The 17,706-nt window shown below is 57.5% G+C and carries 14 protein-coding genes; 8 read left to right on the top strand and 6 right to left on the bottom strand.

Features of this window, described 5'->3' with window-relative positions; translation table 11 throughout:
• Positions 1-38 precede the first annotated feature (38 nt).
• Together folD and HYPDE_RS03050 are read left to right on the top strand one after the other, a co-directional pair.
• Positions 39-911: a bifunctional methylenetetrahydrofolate dehydrogenase/methenyltetrahydrofolate cyclohydrolase FolD gene (gene folD, locus HYPDE_RS03060; RefSeq protein ID WP_041319878.1), complete on the top strand. Its 873-nt coding sequence runs from the start codon at positions 39-41 to the stop codon at positions 909-911.
• A gap of 682 nt (positions 912-1,593) precedes the next feature.
• On the top strand, positions 1,594-2,898 hold the full coding sequence (locus HYPDE_RS03050) for a porin (RefSeq protein ID WP_015596876.1): 1,305 nt from the start codon (positions 1,594-1,596) through the stop codon (positions 2,896-2,898).
• A gap of 277 nt (positions 2,899-3,175) precedes the next feature.
• On the opposite strand, the gene narL is transcribed toward HYPDE_RS03050, so the two are convergent.
• Complete coding sequence (narL, locus tag HYPDE_RS03045; protein WP_041320781.1) at positions 3,176-3,847, bottom strand: two-component system response regulator NarL; 672 nt, start codon at positions 3,845-3,847, stop codon at positions 3,176-3,178.
• A 17-nt stretch (positions 3,848-3,864) separates the two neighbouring features.
• Positions 3,865-5,703: a histidine kinase gene (locus HYPDE_RS03040; RefSeq protein WP_244437765.1), complete on the bottom strand. Its 1,839-nt coding sequence runs from the start codon at positions 5,701-5,703 to the stop codon at positions 3,865-3,867.
• Between HYPDE_RS03040 and HYPDE_RS03035 the strand changes: the two genes are divergently transcribed.
• The 3 genes from HYPDE_RS03035 (at position 5,702) to HYPDE_RS03025 (ending at position 9,602) form a co-directional block, all read left to right on the top strand.
• Positions 5,702-6,790 carry a PAS domain-containing protein gene (locus tag HYPDE_RS03035; protein ID WP_244437764.1) on the top strand — a complete coding sequence of 363 codons (1,089 nt, stop codon included), beginning with the start codon at positions 5,702-5,704 and terminating at the stop codon, positions 6,788-6,790. The two genes, HYPDE_RS03040 and HYPDE_RS03035, sit on opposite strands and share 2 nt — an antisense overlap.
• A 186-nt stretch (positions 6,791-6,976) precedes the next feature.
• Positions 6,977-9,187, top strand: a complete 2,211-nt coding sequence (locus HYPDE_RS03030; RefSeq protein ID WP_015596871.1) for an FAD-dependent oxidoreductase — start codon at positions 6,977-6,979, stop codon at positions 9,185-9,187.
• Positions 9,188-9,242: 55 nt separating this feature from the next.
• The gene (locus HYPDE_RS03025) at positions 9,243-9,602 is read left to right on the top strand and encodes a cupin domain-containing protein (protein ID WP_041319870.1); all 360 of its coding nucleotides are present in this window, start codon (positions 9,243-9,245) and stop codon (positions 9,600-9,602) included.
• 134 nt (positions 9,603-9,736) lie between these two features.
• Here HYPDE_RS03025 and HYPDE_RS03020 read toward each other — a convergent pair whose 3' ends face one another.
• From HYPDE_RS03020 to HYPDE_RS03005, 4 genes are all read right to left on the bottom strand, one after another.
• Positions 9,737-10,720, bottom strand: coding sequence for a zinc-dependent alcohol dehydrogenase family protein (locus HYPDE_RS03020; protein ID WP_015596869.1), 984 nt, complete (start codon positions 10,718-10,720; stop codon positions 9,737-9,739).
• 140 nt (positions 10,721-10,860) lie between these two features.
• Positions 10,861-11,985 (bottom strand): ABC transporter permease, encoded by a 1,125-nt coding sequence (locus HYPDE_RS03015; protein WP_015596868.1) that lies wholly within the window; start codon positions 11,983-11,985, stop codon positions 10,861-10,863.
• 6 nt (positions 11,986-11,991) lie between these two features.
• Positions 11,992-14,742 carry a ribosome-associated ATPase/putative transporter RbbA gene (gene rbbA, locus HYPDE_RS03010; RefSeq protein WP_244437819.1) on the bottom strand — a complete coding sequence of 917 codons (2,751 nt, stop codon included), beginning with the start codon at positions 14,740-14,742 and terminating at the stop codon, positions 11,992-11,994.
• Between the two features lie 2 nt (positions 14,743-14,744).
• On the bottom strand, positions 14,745-15,836 hold the full coding sequence (locus HYPDE_RS03005) for an HlyD family secretion protein (RefSeq protein WP_015596866.1): 1,092 nt from the start codon (positions 15,834-15,836) through the stop codon (positions 14,745-14,747).
• 329 nt (positions 15,837-16,165) lie between these two features.
• Here HYPDE_RS03005 and HYPDE_RS18390 point away from each other — a divergent pair, with 329 nt between their 5' ends.
• The 3 genes from HYPDE_RS18390 (at position 16,166) to HYPDE_RS02990 (ending at position 17,584) form a co-directional block, all read left to right on the top strand.
• Positions 16,166-16,597: a c-type cytochrome gene (locus HYPDE_RS18390; protein ID WP_244437763.1), complete on the top strand. Its 432-nt coding sequence runs from the start codon at positions 16,166-16,168 to the stop codon at positions 16,595-16,597.
• A gap of 12 nt (positions 16,598-16,609) precedes the next feature.
• Entirely contained in the window at positions 16,610-16,975 is a 366-nt protein-coding gene (locus HYPDE_RS02995; RefSeq protein WP_015596864.1) for an HPF/RaiA family ribosome-associated protein, read from the top strand.
• 66 nt (positions 16,976-17,041) lie between these two features.
• Complete coding sequence (locus HYPDE_RS02990) at positions 17,042-17,584, top strand: hypothetical protein (RefSeq protein WP_244437762.1); 543 nt, start codon at positions 17,042-17,044, stop codon at positions 17,582-17,584.
• Positions 17,585-17,706: the final 122 nt, after the last annotated feature.

Here is a 17,706-nt window from a genome sequence, read left to right as displayed (position 1 = left end):
TGAGCAAAACGATCGACACAATTTTAAGTGAGCACCCGATGACTGCAACGATTATCGATGGAAAATCCGTGGCTGCGAAAGTGCGGTTGGACTGCCGCGCCCGCGTAGACGATCTGAAGGCTCGATACGGTGTGTCGCCGGGACTCGCTGTCCTTATGGTTGGGGATGATCCTGCGTCCGCCGTTTACGTGCGTAAAAAGATCCAGGCTTGTGCCGATGTGGGGATTCGATCGCACAAATTCTTATTCTCCCGAGATGAAAAGCAGAGTGTTCTGATCGACAAAATCAGAGAGCTAAGTGCCGATCCGCGAATCCACGGGATTCTCGTGCAATTGCCGCTCCCCAAGCACTTTGATCTCAAAGAAGTCCTCGGAGCGATAGACCAGGAAAAGGACGTCGACGGCTTTCATCTCTATAACGTCGGGGGACTGGTCGTTGGCGGCACGGTTTTTCCTCCGTGCACGCCTTACGGAGTCATGCTGCTTCTCGACAATTCAGGAGTCGAAATCGCGGGACGGAATGCGGTTGTGGTCGGCGCCAGCAACATCGTCGGCAAACCCATGGCGCTTATGCTTATGCAGCGCGAAGCGACGGTATCGGTTTGCCACGCCAGGACGCGAGACCTCGCTCAATTCACCATCCTTGCCGACATTCTGGTTGTCGCCGCCGGATGCCCAAATCTCATAACGGGACCAATGGTGAAATCGGGCGCTGTCGTCATCGACGTCGGCATCAATCGTCTCGCAAACGGGCAGCTTGTCGGCGATTGCGATTTCGAGGCCGTGCGTCGGAGGGCCTCGATGATTACACCAGTGCCTGGCGGTGTCGGCCCGATGACCGTGACAATGCTTCTGGTGAACACGATCAGTTCGGCCGAACGAGCCTGCACCCAGGTCTTGCAAGCATCGTAGACGCAGCCTGCGCGGGCCAAGTACCTCGCAGGCGCGGCGTCGGAAACGTTCATCGTGACGCGAACAAAGGGCTTCATCGGCTCAGCAAACATTACCCAACTCAGGGTTGTGCACAACGCCTTCGATTGCGGGGACAAGCGCCCGTCCAGCACCGAACGGTGCCTGTCTGCTACGAGGATCTTGTGGCTCTCTCGGATTTGACCGCGCGTGTTGACTCGAATCTCGCATGGTGTCATCCGGTTTCTTTATCAGCGCATCGTTGCCGCAAATAGCAAAGCGGCTGAACGCGGGATCGTGCTGATTGGTTCGCGGCGCATGATGACAGCCGATCTTGCAGAGCTACGTTTGCCGACAAAGCTGGACGGCGGTGCAATGCTCTTCATCGGCCGGCTCGATCATCTCGTCGACCTTGAAGTAATCGGCAAAGTCTTCGTCTCCGTCAACGCGTCAGGCCCTCGAGCGCCCTCCACGCAGCGCAAGCTTTGCGACGCGGCGTCGTGGCGCAGCAGCGCATTTCAAGATCACCGACGGCGGCATCACGGAAATAACAGCGGCTGCGCAGCGCAGGTTACCGCACGGTCGCAACGATTGGAGAGACACTCAAGGTACGAATTGCGGATTGTGCCACACCGAAATCGGACCAATCATTGAAGCGCAGAAACTCAAAGCAGCAGAGTGACCCTTGAAACGAGCAAACAATTATCTTCGTGTAGCGCTGGCAATCGGCGCGTTGGTGAGCTTGCCCAGCATATCGCATGCCGCGGATCTAGGGGACGGCTGCTGCAGCGATCTCCAGGAGCGCGTCGCCGAGCTTGAAGCCACAACAGCGCGCAAAGGCAATCGCAAGGTCTCGTTGGCGATATCGGGTTACGTCGCCCAAGAGTTGACATGGTGGGACGATGGTGCCGAGAGCAATGCCTATCTCCACGGACTCGGCCCGACCCAGGCGACGCATGTGAAGTTCACGGGCGAAGCGCAATTCGCACCCGGTTGGACAGCGGGCTATACACTCCGCCTACAGAACCTTGCCGACAATCCGTTTGGGCGTAACGCCACGACCGGCGCAGCTATCAATCAGTCCTCGCCCGACTTCAACCAGGGCATCAATGTCCAGATGTCATTCTGGTATGTTCAGAGCAAGGACCTCGGCAGAGTCGGCGTCGGGCGACAGGCCCCTGCATCCAAGAGCGCCGCTATGCTTACGGATCAATCGGGCACGCAGATCATTGACAACTACACGTTCCTTGCCGGTTTCCCGCAGTTTGGCATTCGCCGGAACGGCGTGCTTGTGCCCGGCATGACATGGGGCCAGCTTGGCTATTGCTATGCTCAAAACGTCCCGCTGGGCGGTGACTGCGATGGCCTGGTGATGAATTCCGTGCGCTACGATTCGCCCGTGTTCGGCGGCTTGTCGTTTTCGGCAAGCTGGGGTGAGGACGACGATTGGCAGATTGCCGCGCGCTACGCCGGCCGCTGGAACGAATTCAAGGTTCTGCTCGGTGCTGGCTACTCCGAAAATACCGATAAGGGGATCAGCGGCACCGTCGTCATGGTGTCGAAAGATTCGCAGTTCTTCCAGGCCGGCGGATACATCGAACACGAGCCTACGGGGCTTTTCGTTCATGCCGCTTACGGCCACGAAGACAACAACGATGCGCTTTTGACAAACGGAAGTGTCGCGCCGAACAGCCACCATTGGTACGTCAAATCAGGCATTCGCAAAAAATGGAACTCGCTCGGCGCGACAGTGATCTATGGCGATTACGCTGAATACGATGATCAGCTTGGGCCCGCGGCGCTGCAGCTTGGTGCTACCGGAAGCAAGTTCTCCCGCTACGGTGGTGGCATAGCACAGGAAATCGACGCGGCAGCGATGACGGTCTATCTGAAGGTTCAGCACTACGGTGCGGACGTCTCGGGTACGACAGCGTTGACAGACCTCCAAGGGCTCGACCTCGTCAGTGTCGGCGGTCTGATCAATTTCTAAGATTCAGTTTGTGCGTATTGAGATGAGCGCGGATATTGCGTCGTTGACGCAAAATGTACCGGGAAAGGACGGGGAACGTCGTCCTGCTTCTCCCTGTGAGTTGTGTACCCTTCTTATGCTGCCAAAACATCCGAGGTCGCGGCTATCATGTCGAGTGACAGGACGCTGATCATTCGCCCTTTGGCCGCGATGACACCCTGAATGAGGCTCCTAATTGCCGCAGATGCAACATCAGGAGTCGGTTGTACCTCTTCGTCTACCGGACGGCGAGCTGTAGTCAATGAAGCCCCTGATCGATTTTGCTCGGACTTCGGTTAGGCTGCTTGGATTTATGTTTCCAGACTGCAGCCTCAAGCCGGCTCGCGAGGTTCAGCTTACGTAGAACATTTTTGACATGAACCTTTACGGTAGCGTCGCTGATACCAAGTTTGCGCGCGATCGTCTTGTTGTTCAGTCCGTCTGCCAAGCATTCAAGGATCTCGCGCTCCCGAGGTGTCAGCGTTTCCTCTCCTGTACTTCCCACGCCCACCGGCGAGAGCAACGCGCTTCTAAGGACCTCTGTCAGCGTATCTTGCAGAACAGTAGCTCCACTCCACGCCTTGAGGAGGTTTGTGCACAAGTCTTCTGGTTCCATATCCTTGAGCAGATAGCCATCGGCGCCCGCGCGTAGGGCCTCAATCAGATCATCCTCAGAATTCGACACAGTCAGAATGATATATCTCGCCTGGAGATCCGTTGCCTTCAAACGGCGGAGAGTATCAATCCCGCTCATGCCCTTCATGTTGATGTCGATCAGCACGATGTCGGGGTTTAATGCTTGCGCGAGTTCCAAGCCTTGCTGACCGGATGCGGCTTCTCCGACAACTTTGAAACTCGGGTCTTGCGAGATCATTTGCCGAACGCCTTTGCGAAACAAAGGATGATCGTCAATGAGGACAACTTTGATCATGATCGACACCTAGTATTTCATTGGTATTGCAATTTCTTCGGCGTGAACGTCAGTTTCACGCGTGTGCCGCCGTTTCGCCTGGGAGCGATGTCAATCGTTCCGCCGAGACTGAAAGCGCGCTCCTTCATGATCGTTTGGCCGTGGTGGGAGGATTCCTTGATTTCCGCCGGACGGTACCCGACCCCATCATCATCTATGGTTACGGCCACCGCTCCATTTCGCCGAAGCGCCATCGTAATCCAAACATTGTTGGCACGTGCATGATGGAGAATGTTGCTCAGCGCCTCGCGCACGACATGCAGAACGTGAAATTCCTCATTCACCGTGAGAGGCGCGCCAACTAGTCTGTTGTCCAAGGAAATCGGCAGCCCGGACCTCTGGCTGAATTCCTCGATTGCAGACTCGATTGCAAAATCGAGACCTCGGACGTCCATATGAACTCGGAAGGTGGCAAGCAACTCGCGCAGTTCCCTGTAGGCGTTGTCCAAGCCATGACGTAGATCGCTCGTAATAGTCTTCATCTGCTTCTTGGACTCTACGCTGGTATTGTTTTGATAGGATTGAAGGCGCGCGAGCTGAATCTTCATGAAGGATAAGGATTGCGCGAGCGAGTCATGGAGCTCCCGCGCGATGGCCGCGCGCTCTTCCAGCACGGCAATGCGTCGAGCTTCCTGGTCATGGCCGTCAAGTTTTGCAGCCATAGAAAGCAGGCTTGCCGTTATCCGCAGCGTCTTGGTCTCCAGCGCTTCAAGCGATCTGTCTCCTGGAAACTCTACCAGAAGCACACTCATCTCCCCTGTTGCGTCCACAAATCCGATACCAGCCCTGCGGGCGTCTGGAATATCCGACTGCGCTTCAACGATCGTCCCGGCTCCGGCTGCGGATAACTCCGCGTAGAACTCCTTTGTCAGTGGAACGGGCTCTCGGTTCGAGAAAAGGCATCGTCCGGAATGTAACGCAGACGCATCCTCCGAAAATAAGATAGCCGTATTCTCAAGATCGAGAGCGCGCTCCAAAGCGTAGAGGAACTTCCGCAACATCCAATCGCCGAAGGAATGGCGCAACATTAAGCCTATGGCGTTGGATAAATAATCCTGTATGCGCCCCATGCGTACCAGAGAGGCGCGGGACTCGGCGACCGTGCTGGAATTGGCGATCTGCGTAAGAACTCCGCTGATGCTCTGCTCAAGTCGTGCTATTTCATCGCGCGCTGGAAAAGATTGCGATTGGCTCTCGCAGACAGATACCGATCCCACGATCCGGTCGACGCCATCGATAAGAACCCGTCGTGCGTTGATGCTCAAGCGTGCAAGGCAAAAGAGAAGGAAACAAAAGCTTATAATTTGGAGAAGCGCGACTTGAACACGTTTCGCCTCCAGATTTCGCTCGAGGTTCTTTTCAGCCTGCTGCAGCAAGGCGAGTGCGTCGCGGGATGCGCTTTTGCTCTTGAGTTGATTGCCATCCTTCAGAGAGTCGAGGCTGACACCCGAATTCCGCAGGATCATCTGATCGTTGAAGATGGCTAGATCAGGTGACGGCTCCGCAACCACATCCGTACTTCGGCTCACCTTATCTTCTGATGCCTGCCCGACCCATGAAAGCTGGGCTAGATGGAGTTTGCCAACGGCGGTGCGTACGGCGGCATTATAGTTTGATAAGAAGAAGGAGCTCGTGAAGATCAGAAGAGCTGCGAACGCGGCGCTCGTGAGGAACGCAGCAGTTCCGAAATAGAGCGGGTAGCGCCGTAATACTTTGCGCATCCGAGAGATATAAGCAAAATGGTTGCAGCAATCACCGAGGCGAGGTTGTACGATAGAGCGCGCTATCTCGGTGATCATCCGACTGGTCGTGGTCATGACGATGCTCATTTTCAGCACCACACAAGCGTTCGCCCTGTTCGGCCTTGGGGCGGCCGCAATACTCGTTGGCGTTATCGTACTTGTGCTCTCCCCAATTGTGCGGCGCGATGAGCAAAGCGAATTAGCCAATCATGAGCCGGAACCGGCAACGTCTGTATTGATTAAAGTCAAACAGGACGCGCCTCAAGCAATTCCCTCGCCCGATCTGACAACCACTCACGACCGTTCGATCCCATCGGCCGGATCTTCCGTCCAATCACCGACGAAGGACAGCGCCGCGCCGGTCGATTACCGACAAATTATCGAGCATATGGAGCAGATCGTCTTCAAGACCGATTCCAACGGCAATATTTCCGTCCTCAGCTCATCTTGGGAACACCTGCTGGACTACACCATCGCGGACAGCGTGAACCAGCCCTTCGGCACCTTCGTTCATCCGGAAGACCGACCTCTGGTCGATGCGCAGATCAGCGGCTTGCTACGCGGCAATCGCGACAACTGCCGAATGGAAATGCGCATGATCGCGCGCAACCATACATCGCGCTGGCTCGAGATGCGCGTCAAAGGCGTCAATGACCCGGAACGTAGCGTCATCGGAACATTGACGGACATCAACCATCAGAAGGAGATCGAAGCGCGGCTACGCGCGGTGCGGCGCTCTCTCAGCACCCTGCTCAACAGCATTCCGGGCATGGTATATCGCTGCAAAAGCGATCGCAACTGGAGTTTCGAATTCGCGAGTGATGGCTGCCTTGAAGTCACCGGCTATGAACCCTACCACTTGGTGAACGACCCCAACTTGTATTTCCAGCAGATCATGTTTCCGGACGACCGCGACTACGCATGGAACCATGTGCATAAACAGGTAATGCTGAAACGCAACTTCCAGCTTGTCTACCGGATCATCGATCGATCCGGACACGTGAAGTGGATTTGGGAGCAGGGACGAGGCGTCTATTCCGCCAGTGGAGAATTATTGGCGCTGGAAGGCTTCATCACAGTCATTGCGGGAGACAGCGCCAAAGCCCGAGGGGTGCTCGAAGGATTCCATGATCTGATCATAAATGATCCGGTGTCTTCCTAGTGCAATCGGTCTGACTGCGCTTGGCGCTCGATAGGCAAGAATGCGCAATTCGCATCATGGAAGTTCCACGCTTCGCACGTGCAGCACGATTCTACCCCCTATGGAGTAATCGGTCGTGGCAATAGACGAAAGGCGTCGCGCCATAGCCAATCCTTGGTTCTCGGGAGAACCAAGGAGTCATAAGAAATGGCCAGAGACCCACGCTTCGATATCCTCTTCACGCCCCTGAAGCTCGGCTCCAAGACGATACGCAACCGCTTTTACCAGGTGCCGCACTGTAACGGGGCGGGCACGAACTCACCCGGCATGAACATGGCGCATCGCGGCATCAAGGCCGAGGGCGGCTGGGGTGCGGTGAATACGGAACAATGCTCGATCCATCCGGAATGCGACGACACGCTGCGTATTACGGCGCGCATCTGGGACCAGGGCGACATGCGCAACCTGCGCGCCATGGTCGACCACGTGCACAGCCACGGATCGCTCGCCGGCTGCGAGCTCTTTTACGGCGGCCCGCACGCGCCCGGCATTGAATCGCGGACGATCTCCCGCGGACCCAGCCAGTATAACTCGGAGTTCGCGACCGTTCCCGGTTGCCCGGGCTTCACCTACAATCACGAAGCCGACACGGACGAGTTGCACCGCTTGCAGCAGCAGTACGTCGACGCGGCGCTGCGTGCCCGCGACACCGGCTTCGACCTGGTGAACGTCTACGGCGCGCACGCCTATGGCCCGATGCAGTGGCTCAACCCTTATTACAACCGGCGCACCGACAAATACGGCGGCAGCTTCGAGAACCGCGCCCGCTTCTGGGTCGAGACGCTCGAGAAGATCCGCCGCGCCGTCAACGACGACGTCGCGCTCGTCACGCGCTGTGCGACCGACACGCTGTACGGAACCAAGGGTGTCGAGCTCACCGAGGATGGCTTGCGCTTCATCGAGCTGGCCTCGCCCTATCTCGATCTCTGGGACGTCAACATCGGCGACATCGCCGAGTGGGGCGAAGACGCGGGCCCCTCGCGCTTTTATCCGATTGCGCACGAGAACGACTGGATCCGCCACATCAAGCAGGCAACGAGCAAGCCCGTCGTCGGCGTCGGCCGCTACTACGATCCCGAAAAGATGCTGCAGGTCGTCAAGGCGGGCATCATCGACATCATCGGCGCCGCCCGTCCGTCGATCGCCGATCCGTGGCTGCCGCGCAAGATCGACGAGGGCCGCATCGACGACATCCGCACCTGCATCGGCTGCAACGTCTGCATCTCGCGTTGGGAAATGGGCGGCGTGCCGTTCATCTGCACGCAGAACGCAACGGCGGGCGAGGAATACCGCCGCGGCTGGCATCCGGAGAAGTTCGAGCCCGCCAAGTCCGAGCACGACGTGCTGATCGTCGGCGCCGGTCCTGCGGGTTCGGAATGCGCCCGCGTCCTGATGGAGCGCGGCTATACCGTTCACCTGGTCGACACGCGCGAAAAGACCGGCGGCTACGTCAACGACGTGGCGACGCTGCCGGGCTTGGGCGAGTGGAGCTTCCATCGCGACTATCGCCAGACCCAGCTTGAAAAGCTCATCAAAAAGAACCCCGATTGCCAGATCGCGCTCAAGCAGAAGCCGATGACGGCGGATGACGTCCTGCAGTATGGCGCCTCGCGCGTCGTCATCGCCACGGGCGCCAAGTGGAGCACGACGGGCGTCAATCATCGCACCCATGAGCCGATCCCCGGGGCGGACGCGAGCCTGCCTCATGTCCTGACTCCCGAGCAGGTGTTCGAGGGTAAAAAGGCCGTCGGCAAACGGGTGATGATCATCAACTACGATCCCTACTACATGGCCCCGAGTCTTGCGGAAAAGTTCGCACGCGCAGGCCACGACGTGACGGTGGCCACGGTGGGCGGGCTCGGCGCCTACATGGAGTACACCCTCGAGGGTGCGAACATGCAGCGTCTCATCCACGAGCTCGGCATCAAGGTTCTGGGCGAAATGGGCTGCTCCCGCGTCGAGAAGGGCCGTGTCGAGCTCTTCAACATCTGGGGCGAGGGCTACAAGCGGTCCTACAAGGGTGCAGGCCAGCTGCCGCGCAACGAGAACTCCAGCCACGAATGGCATGAGTGCGATACGGTGATCCTCGTCACGTCACGCCGGTCCGAGGACAGCCTCTATCGTGAGCTGAAGGCCAGAAAGGACGAATGGGCGGCAAACGGCATCAGCAATGTCTTCGTCATTGGCGATGCCGAGTCCCCGCGCATCATCGCGGATGCCACCTTCGATGGCCACCGCCTGGCGCGCGAGATCGAAGACCCCGATCCGCAGCACCAGAAGCCCTACAAGCGCGAACAGCGCGCCTGGGGCACGGCCTATAACCCGAATGAAAACCCGGATCTGGAGTGGCGCGTCTAGCGCTCCTCCGCTCCCGATCGCAGAGACAAACGCATCAAAGAATGAGGATCAGACGATGACCATCACCGCATTCGGAAAATACACCGCTCCCAAATCGACACCCATCACCGCCGACCTCGACGGCTGGAAGCCGGTCGCCGGCACACCGTCCATGAAAACCTGGATCGAGAACAAGACGGCCGACGGAAAATTCCTCACCGGCTTCTGGGAAGCGATGCCGGGGACCTACCACGTCACCTACAAGGCCGACGAACTGATCCACCTGTTCGAAGGCAAGGTGACGCTGACGGAGGACGGCACCGGCAAGACGGCGCAGTTCTCGGCCGGCGACAGCTTCCAGATCGACGCCGGTTTCGTCGGCACCTGGAAAACCGAAGAGAGAATTCGCAAGATCTTCGCGATCCGGATCGCCTGACATCCCGAGCCGTTCCGCCGTCAGTGGCAACGTCGAACGGCTCTCGATCTCGGAGCGTGAGGGCGAATTCTTATAATCGATAAATACGAAGGCCGCACTTTTGGTGCGGCCTTTTGTTATGCGTCGATTGCAACTTAAGGAACAAGCACTGCAGCCCCCTGAAGCCTTCCTGCGCGCAGGTCCGAAAGTGCTTCGTTCGCGTGTGCCAGTGGATAGGTCACGGTCTCAGTAACGATCCGCGCTTTTCTTGCGACTTCGAAGAACTCAAGTCCGTCGGCTCTTGTCAGATTGGCGACAGACGCGAGTTGCCGCTCCCCCCATAGAAGATCATATGGAAATCCTGGAATATCGCTCATATGGATTCCTGCGCAAACGACACGACCGCCCTTGCGCACCGCTCTGAGCGCTGCGGGAACAAGGGCGCCCACAGGCGCATAGATTATTGCACAATCAAGAAACTCGGGCGGCTGCTCGTCTGAGCTTCCGGCCCAACAGGCACCAAGCCTGCGCGCAAAATCCTGACTTGCTGTATCGGAACTTCGCGTAAATGCGAACACAACTCTGTTCTGCCATCGTGCAACTTGCGCGATGATATGGGCTGCCGCTCCGAAGCCATAGAGGCCGATGCGCTTCCCGTTGCCAGCGATGCACAAGGATCGCCAGCCGATCAGCCCCGCACAAAGCAGCGGTGCGCTCGCAACATCGTCTCCCTCATCGGGAAGGACAAAGACGAACTGCGCGTCTGCAACAGCGTGAGAAGCGTACCCACCGTTACGAGTGTAGCCGGTAAACTCGGGCACATCGCACAGATTTTCGCGCCCCTGCAGGCAGAACGAACATTTGCCGCAAGTTTTTGCCAGCCAGGGAATACCAACCCGTTGGCCGACATTGAAACCATCCACGCCCTCCCCGACCGCGTCTATTCTACCGACGATTTCATGGCCAGGAATGATGGGAAGGCGTGCGTCTGGTAGCTCACCATCTATGACGTGAAGATCAGTCCGGCAAACACCACATGCCGTAACCTTGACGCGTACCTCTCCGTAGCCGGGCTGCGGGTCAGGCAGCTCGACAAGTTTCAAAGGATGACCAGGCCTCTCTAAGATCATCGCACGCATATTCCATCCCCTGAATACAAATGGGCGCCCATCGTACGTCAGCGACACATTGTAAATAAGAGTTCGGTTCAGCAAGCGCTAACACCCAGATCGTTAAAGCAGCATTGCCATTGCGCGGCACCATGAGCGGTAACGTTCCCTCAGCTTGCTGAGGACGTAACGCTCCGGAAGCGAAGCAGCGCCAGGAACAGGAAAAGCCCGCCGATTGCGGCCACGGCAACGAACCTGGGCCAGACTACGTCGAGGCCGGCACCGCGATAGAGAATCGCCTGCGCGAACGATACAAAATGCGTCGACGGCGACGCCTGCATGATCGTGCGTAGAAACGGCGGCATGCTTTCGAGAGGCGTATTGGCGCCCGATAGCATGTTAAGAGGCACGGCGGTCAGAATGTAGAGCAGGCCGAGTTGCGGCATCGTGCGAGCAATCGTTGCCAGAAAAATTCCGACCGCCGTCGAAAAGAAAAGATAGATAATGACGCCGCACATGAAGAGCGGCACGGACCCGGCAATTGGAATGTCAAGCAGGCGTTGTACGACGAACGTCAGAGAAAACCCAACTGCGGCAGCGATCACGAGCGCGTTGGCCCAAATCTTCGACATCGCGATCTCGAATGGTGTCAGCGGCATAACCAGAAGGTGGTCCATCGTACCGTGCTCACGCTCGCGTACGACAGCCGCACCAGCTAGAATGATGGCGAGCATGGTGACGGAATTGATGATGCCCATTACGGACGTGAACCAAGCAGTCGTGATGTTGGGATTGAAAGCAATCCGAACGGAGAGCGTCACCGGCGATGGCGGGAGGTTCTCGGTGCGGGAAACAAACTTATTGATCTCGGACGCGATAATCTGCTCGGCGTAGCTCGAGCCGATCCCGGCCTGTACCATGGCTGTCGCATCCACGTTGGCTTGCAGCGCGGGATTGCGACGGCCAAGAACATCGGCTTCGAAACGCGGAGGAATGTCCACGACGAACGTATATTGACCGGTATTCATCAACCGGTCGACGTCCCGCTCCTCGACGTGCTGTGGTGATCTGAAATAAGGCGGCAGGAAAGCGCCTGTGATACGTCGCGAGAGCTCCGAATGATCCTCATCGACGATCGCGATCGAAGCATTGTGCAGCTCCTGCGAGTTACTCTGCGCCTGTGCTATAACCGCAATCGAGAAGGAGTAAATAACGAGCCCGAGCAGGACCCAATCGCGGAAGAAGCTGCGCAACTCCTTTGTACCAAGCCAAAATATGTTTGAGAGCTTGCGCACGTTCGGTCACTTCTCTTGTTTGCGGAGAAGGAGCAGGCTGATAGCCGTGAGGGTCGGGACGAAAAGCGCGAGCGCTCCGATGTATCTCGTGAGATCGGCGAATCCGAGTCCCTTCGTAAAGGTCCCTACGCTGATCGGAACGAAGTAGGTCATCGGAAACATTCGGCCCATGATCGCTCCGAAACCTGTGATCGATGAAACGGGCGTCATCATGCCGGAAAACATCGTCGCAGGCAGAACCGTCAGAATGGCCGTGCCGAATAACGCCGCGATCTGCGTTCGCGTGAACGAGGAAATCATCATTCCATAGCCGGTCGTTGCCGTGACGTAGACGAGCGATCCGACCAACAGGGTGAGAAAGCTTCCCTTGAGCGGTACCTTGAAAATGAAAGTGGCCATCAGGAACAGCATAACAAAATTGAGCATCGCCACGACGATGTAGGGAGCCTGCTTGCCGAGTAGAAATTCAAGCCGCGTCACGGGTGTCACATAGAGGTTGGTGATCGAGCCAAGCTCCTTCTCGCGCACGATGGCGAGTGCCATTAAAATTGCGGGAATCAGCGCGAGCTGCATGGCCATTGTCGAGGGTACCATTGCGTAGATGCTGTCAAAGTCCTGATTGTAGCGAAAGCGAATCTCGATATTCGCAGCCGTGGTCGTGCCTGACAGGCCCACATGGCCACGAATGGCGGGATCGGATAGAAACTGCCGGTGCGCGCCCTGTAAGTAACCGTGAATGGTTTCGGCCCTGAAGGGCATCGCGCCATCGATCCAAACCCCAACCTCCGTTGGCCGCCCGCGTCGGATGTCGCGGCCGAAGCCGGGAGGAATTTCTATCGTTGCCGAAACCTTGCCACTCTTCAGCCGACTCTGCAGTTCGGAAGTATTTGCGAGCGGAGGCTGCTCGATGAAATAGGGGGAACCTTGAAGCTCGCTCAGATAGGCGCGACTTTCGAAGCTGTTGTCGCGGTCGAGCGCCGCGAAGGATAGCGAGTTGACATCCGTCGTTATGCCGAAGCCGAAAATGAGCATTAAAAATGCAGTCCCGAGCAGTGCGAAGCTCAGGCGGATCGGATCACGCGACAGCTCGAGCGATTCCCGGATCGTGTAGGCGAGCATGCGACGCAGAGAAAGAATCGAAGATGCGTTCGCCGTCTCTGTCGAACGCGCCGTCTCGTATGCTGTGTCGAATGGCGTCTCGTCACCGGGCGGCCGTGACCGAGAGCCGACCGCCTCCTCAGTATACGATATAAACGCCTCTTCGAGACTGGTCGCATCGCGCGCCCTGATCAGGTTATCCGGGGTATCTGTCGCCAAAACGCGGCCAGCATCCATGAGGGATATACGATCACAGCGCGCCGCTTCGCTCATAAAATGCGTGGAGACGAAGATCGTCACACCGTTCTTGCGAGAGAGCTCGATGAGCAATTCCCAAAAGCCGTCGCGTGCGATCGGATCGACCCCAGACGTGGGTTCATCGAGAATCAGAAGCTCGGGCTCGTGCACGACCGCAACGGCCAGCGACAGTCGCTGTCGGATGCCGAGCGGAATATCTTCAGCAAGCTTGTCGATATAGTCCGAAAGGCCGAACCGCCAAACGAGATAGTCGATACGGCTCTTCATGGAGTTAGGAGGCAAATGGAACAACCGCGCGTGCAGGTCGAGGTTCTGCCGCACAGTCAATTCGCTATAGAGCGAGAACGATTGCGACATATAACCGACACGCGCGCGCAAGCTCATATCGCCCGCGTTTATCGGGTGGCCGAATAGCGTCGCGGAGCCCTCCGTCGAGGGCAAGAGGCCGGTCAGCATCTTCATCGTCGTAGATTTGCCGCATCCATTCGAGCCGACAAACCCAAAAATCTCTCCGCGCCGGATGTCGAAGCTTACGTGATCGACGGCGGTGAAGTCGCCAAACCTTCGTGTAAGACCGCGTGCAACGATCACTGGGCCATCGACCGATTCGATGAGCGGCGGAATCTTGAGCGTGCGGTGCCCAGCTCTCAGCCCTGGAGGAAGAAGACGAATGAAGGCGTTTTCGATCGTCTCTGCGCCCGTCTCGTTCTTGATATCGGCGGGCGTTCCCATGGCGAGAATCTTCCCGGCGTTCATTGCGATGAGCCAGTCGAACTGTTCCGCCTCTTCCATGTATGCGGTTGCAACGATGACACTCATGCCCACGCGTCGGCTGCGCATACGCTGGATGAGCCTCCAAAACTGCCGCCGCGAAAGCGGATCGACGCCCGTCGTGGGTTCATCGAGGATCAAGAGATCCGGATCGTGGATGAGCGAGCAGCAAAGACCCAGCTTCTGACGCATGCCGCCCGAAAGCTTTTGTGCCGGTCGATCAGCGAACGATAAAAGCTCTGTACTCTCTAGTAAGTGAGAGATGCGCGCATCGCGCTTTATCCGATTTTGGCCGAACAATCGGCCGAAAAACTCGATGTTTTCGCGCACGCTGAGATCGGGATAAAGATTTTTGCCCAAGCCCTGCGGCATGTATGCAATGCGCGGACAGACCGCCACTCGATCCACGGCCTTGGACATATCCGCACCTAGAACGGTTACGCGGCCTGATTGAATTTGGCGCGCACCCGAGACTAAGGCGAGGAGCGTCGACTTGCCGACACCGTCGGGCCCGATAAGGCCGACCATCCTTCCACTCGGAATATCGACAGTCAGGTCATCGAGCGCAAAAACGCTCGCATAGGTATGAGTAACGTTTTCGAGACGAGCGACAAGTGCTTCGCCCGCCATCGTCACGACCTCGCCTGCAGACGCTCCGGCCACTTTATGTTGACATCTGTCAGGACATACGCCGCGCCCGGCAATCCACTTCGGACGTAGTCGGCGTGTGCCATCGAGCGGGCCGGATCGATCCGCACACGCACACGAAACATCAGCTTATCGCGTTCGGTCTGCGTCTCAACCATCTTCGGCGTAAACTGGGCCTGATCGGCAATGAAGGTCACGTTCGCGGGAATGGGATGATCTGGATAGGCGTCGAGCACGATGCGGGCGTCATCTCCAATTCTGACCCGGCCTGCGTCGAGCGTCGGAAGATAAATGTCCATGTAGACGTAACCGAAATCGAGCATGGTGAAGACCTTGCCGCCTGCAGCCAGAACCTCACCCGTATTGGCAATCCGATAGGCGATCCGGCCATTACGGGGCGCAACCAGGGTGTTATCAGCGATGTTGACCCGGAGAAGTTCCGAATCGTGATTGGCCGCGTCCAGAGCGTGCACCGCTTCTGTTACGCGCGCCCGAGCCGCTATCTCGCCGGCCTGCGCCGCATTGAGAGCTTGCTGCCGCTGATCAAAGACCTCTTTCGTGATCCATCCGCTTTTGAACAATGAGCTGGCCCGATCCATTTGCTGCTGCGCGAGCACGAGCTGCGAATGCTGCTGATTCAAAAGAGCGTTTGCCTCGTTGATGACCTTATTTGCCTGCTCTGCCTGTGCCTCCGCCTTCTTCAATGAAGCCTCAAGGTCGCGCGTATCCATGACAGCTAGGACCTGACCGGCCGTCACCCTGGCGCCTTCGTCAACGCGTAGCTCAAGAACCCGTCCCGGCAATTTCGTCGCTATGTCGATCGGGTCGGCTTCGATCCGCCCGTTGCCCATTACGATTGCGGCAGGAAGTGGCGGCGTCCGGTGCGTCCACCAGTACGCAGCTCCGACAGAAGCGGCGATACCCACAAGCGCTACAAGAACCGGACGCCAACGAAGGAAGCGGCGAACCGAAGTCGACTTCGGCAGCTTCTCGACCCTAGGCACGAGTTGCTGTTGTTGAGACGGCAGCCGCTCGGTGGCGACGATCTCTTTTTCTGTATTTTGCTCAGGCTGCATGGCACATCGCCTACTCTGCCTAATAGGTTCAAGAGACATCTCTTGCTGCTCTCGCAGCACCGGGAAACTATGCAAGCGCCCAGCCCCAAACGAGAATAGAAAGCAGCAGCCCACCTCAGTCTGAGTTAGCGTTAAGGATGGAACGAGCGCGTGCGTTGACCTGGAACAAGTTCGGAAGCCGTGCAATATCATCGAACGCAAAGCGACCGGCCGCGCGCCCCATTTTTATTGATGCTTGTCAATGCTCGCGTCGTTAGTTGCTCTTCAATTTCTACTAGCCAACATAGCCGCCGGTTGCTCAGATGGTAGTCATAAACCGATCGCGTTCCGTGCAAAGCTGCTGCGCCGCTTTTGCGCTTGTTGTTTGCACGCTCACCGTCGTACCGATCTCTCCGACATCGGCAAATGCCAAGCCGCTCGGTGCTGCCGATGTGCCGTCAGGCAAAGACTTGTTCATTGAGCATTGCGCCCAATGCCACGGCAACGATGGCACCGGCAATGGACCCAAGGCCAGCACGCTCAAGGTGAAACCCGCAGATCTGACGACCCTCAGCAAGAGGGCGAATGGCAAGTTCGACGCCGCACGTGTTGCCGACATTATCCGATTTGGTGGCGACATTTCCGAACACGGAACGCGTGCCATGCCGATTTGGAGCTTGATCTTCAGCAACGAGGCTCACGGCGGCAAGAGCGGTGCCGCCTATTCCCGGCGCGCCGTCATTGAACTCAAGACCTATCTTCAGTCCATTCAGAAGAAGTAAGGTTAGTAAGACATGCAGACACCAATCCAAATTAGCTTCGAGCACATCGAGCATAGCGGCGCTATTGAGTATCGTGTCCGCGAGGAACTCGATAAGCTTGAACAGTTCTGTGGGCGTCTGACTGCGGCTCGCGTCGTCATCGGCAAGGAACAGCATCGCCATAACAAAGGCGACAGCTACAGTGTCCGGCTCGTTCTCTCGATCCCAGGCGCCGAGGACATCGCAATCACGCGCGACCCGGCCGAAACCGGCCGGCATGAGGATCTCCACGTCGCAATCTCCGACGCATTTGCCGCCGCCCGCCGCCAATTGCAGGACCTCGTCCGCAAGCGACAGAGGCGCCCTAAGATAAATGAAGCTGATCCGGGGCACAGCTAACGCGGGCAACGGTCAACGGTCGATATGCCTCCCAACTCCTCACCTCGCCCGATCATCGAAGTGCGCGTGAAGGAGCTTTCCCAACTCTTCAATTCTCTCGATCCTTCGCCATTTCCGGAAAGGGATCTGGATGACGATGCTGCGGAGTATATCGTGGGGTGGGCGCGCGAACTCCCAATACATGAGAAGCTTGCAATAGCCATTCATCTTCCCGAACCTGAAACCAGGAAGGCAGAGGAGCGCGACCTAAGAACGGCGCTTCTCAATTATTTTCAGCAACGCGCCGAGGCCCAACAGCACGAACTTAACGAGCTTTTCAGGATAGGGCGCCGTTACGCCGCAATTGGCCTGCCGATCCTCATTGCCTGCTTCATGTCGAGCCAGATTGTGCGTTCGCGACTCGGCGCCGGTCCACTTGCCAGCACGATTGCAGAAAGCTTGCTTCTTGTCGGCTGGGTTGCGAACTGGAAGCCGATCGAAACGTTTCTCTACGACTGGTGGCCTCTGAAACGACGCCGTGATCTCTATCGTCGTCTCGCGACGGCCGAAGTGATTATAGGGCCGACGCGTATCGCTGCCGGCATATCAGACGCGCCGGACCGACGATAGTTCACTACTTATAAATCGCCTCCTGCTTGCGCAAAGCTGGTCTGCGGTTTCCACATTTAGCCCCGCCTAAATGACTGATCCAGGTCAAGGGTGCGGAGGCCCGCGATTGTAAATCGTAAGCG

This window comes from Hyphomicrobium denitrificans 1NES1, assembly GCF_000230975.2.
Taxonomy (GTDB): Bacteria; Pseudomonadota; Alphaproteobacteria; order Rhizobiales; family Hyphomicrobiaceae; genus Hyphomicrobium_B; species Hyphomicrobium_B denitrificans_A.
The sequence above is the reverse complement of the archived record's forward strand: the minus strand, read 5'-3'. Positions and strand labels throughout refer to the sequence as shown.

Bases quoted from the DNA above. Each gene is read 5' to 3' on its own strand.
- folD (WP_041319878.1), top strand. From the start codon at position 39: ATGACTGCAACGATTATCGATGGAAAATCCGTGGCTGCGAAAGTGCGG.
- narL (WP_041320781.1), bottom strand. From the start codon at position 3,847: ATGATCAAAGTTGTCCTCATTGACGATCATCCTTTGTTTCGCAAAGGC.
- HYPDE_RS03035 (WP_244437764.1), top strand. From the start codon at position 5,702: ATGACGATGCTCATTTTCAGCACCACACAAGCGTTCGCCCTGTTCGGC.
- HYPDE_RS03040 (WP_244437765.1), bottom strand. From the start codon at position 5,703: ATGACCACGACCAGTCGGATGATCACCGAGATAGCGCGCTCTATCGTA.
- HYPDE_RS03030 (WP_015596871.1), top strand. From the start codon at position 6,977: ATGGCCAGAGACCCACGCTTCGATATCCTCTTCACGCCCCTGAAGCTC.
- HYPDE_RS03025 (WP_041319870.1), top strand. From the start codon at position 9,243: ATGACCATCACCGCATTCGGAAAATACACCGCTCCCAAATCGACACCC.
- HYPDE_RS03020 (WP_015596869.1), bottom strand. From the start codon at position 10,720: ATGCGTGCGATGATCTTAGAGAGGCCTGGTCATCCTTTGAAACTTGTC.
- rbbA (WP_244437819.1), bottom strand. From the start codon at position 14,742: ATGGCGGGCGAAGCACTTGTCGCTCGTCTCGAAAACGTTACTCATACC.
- HYPDE_RS03005 (WP_015596866.1), bottom strand. From the start codon at position 15,836: ATGCAGCCTGAGCAAAATACAGAAAAAGAGATCGTCGCCACCGAGCGG.
- HYPDE_RS02995 (WP_015596864.1), top strand. From the start codon at position 16,610: ATGCAGACACCAATCCAAATTAGCTTCGAGCACATCGAGCATAGCGGC.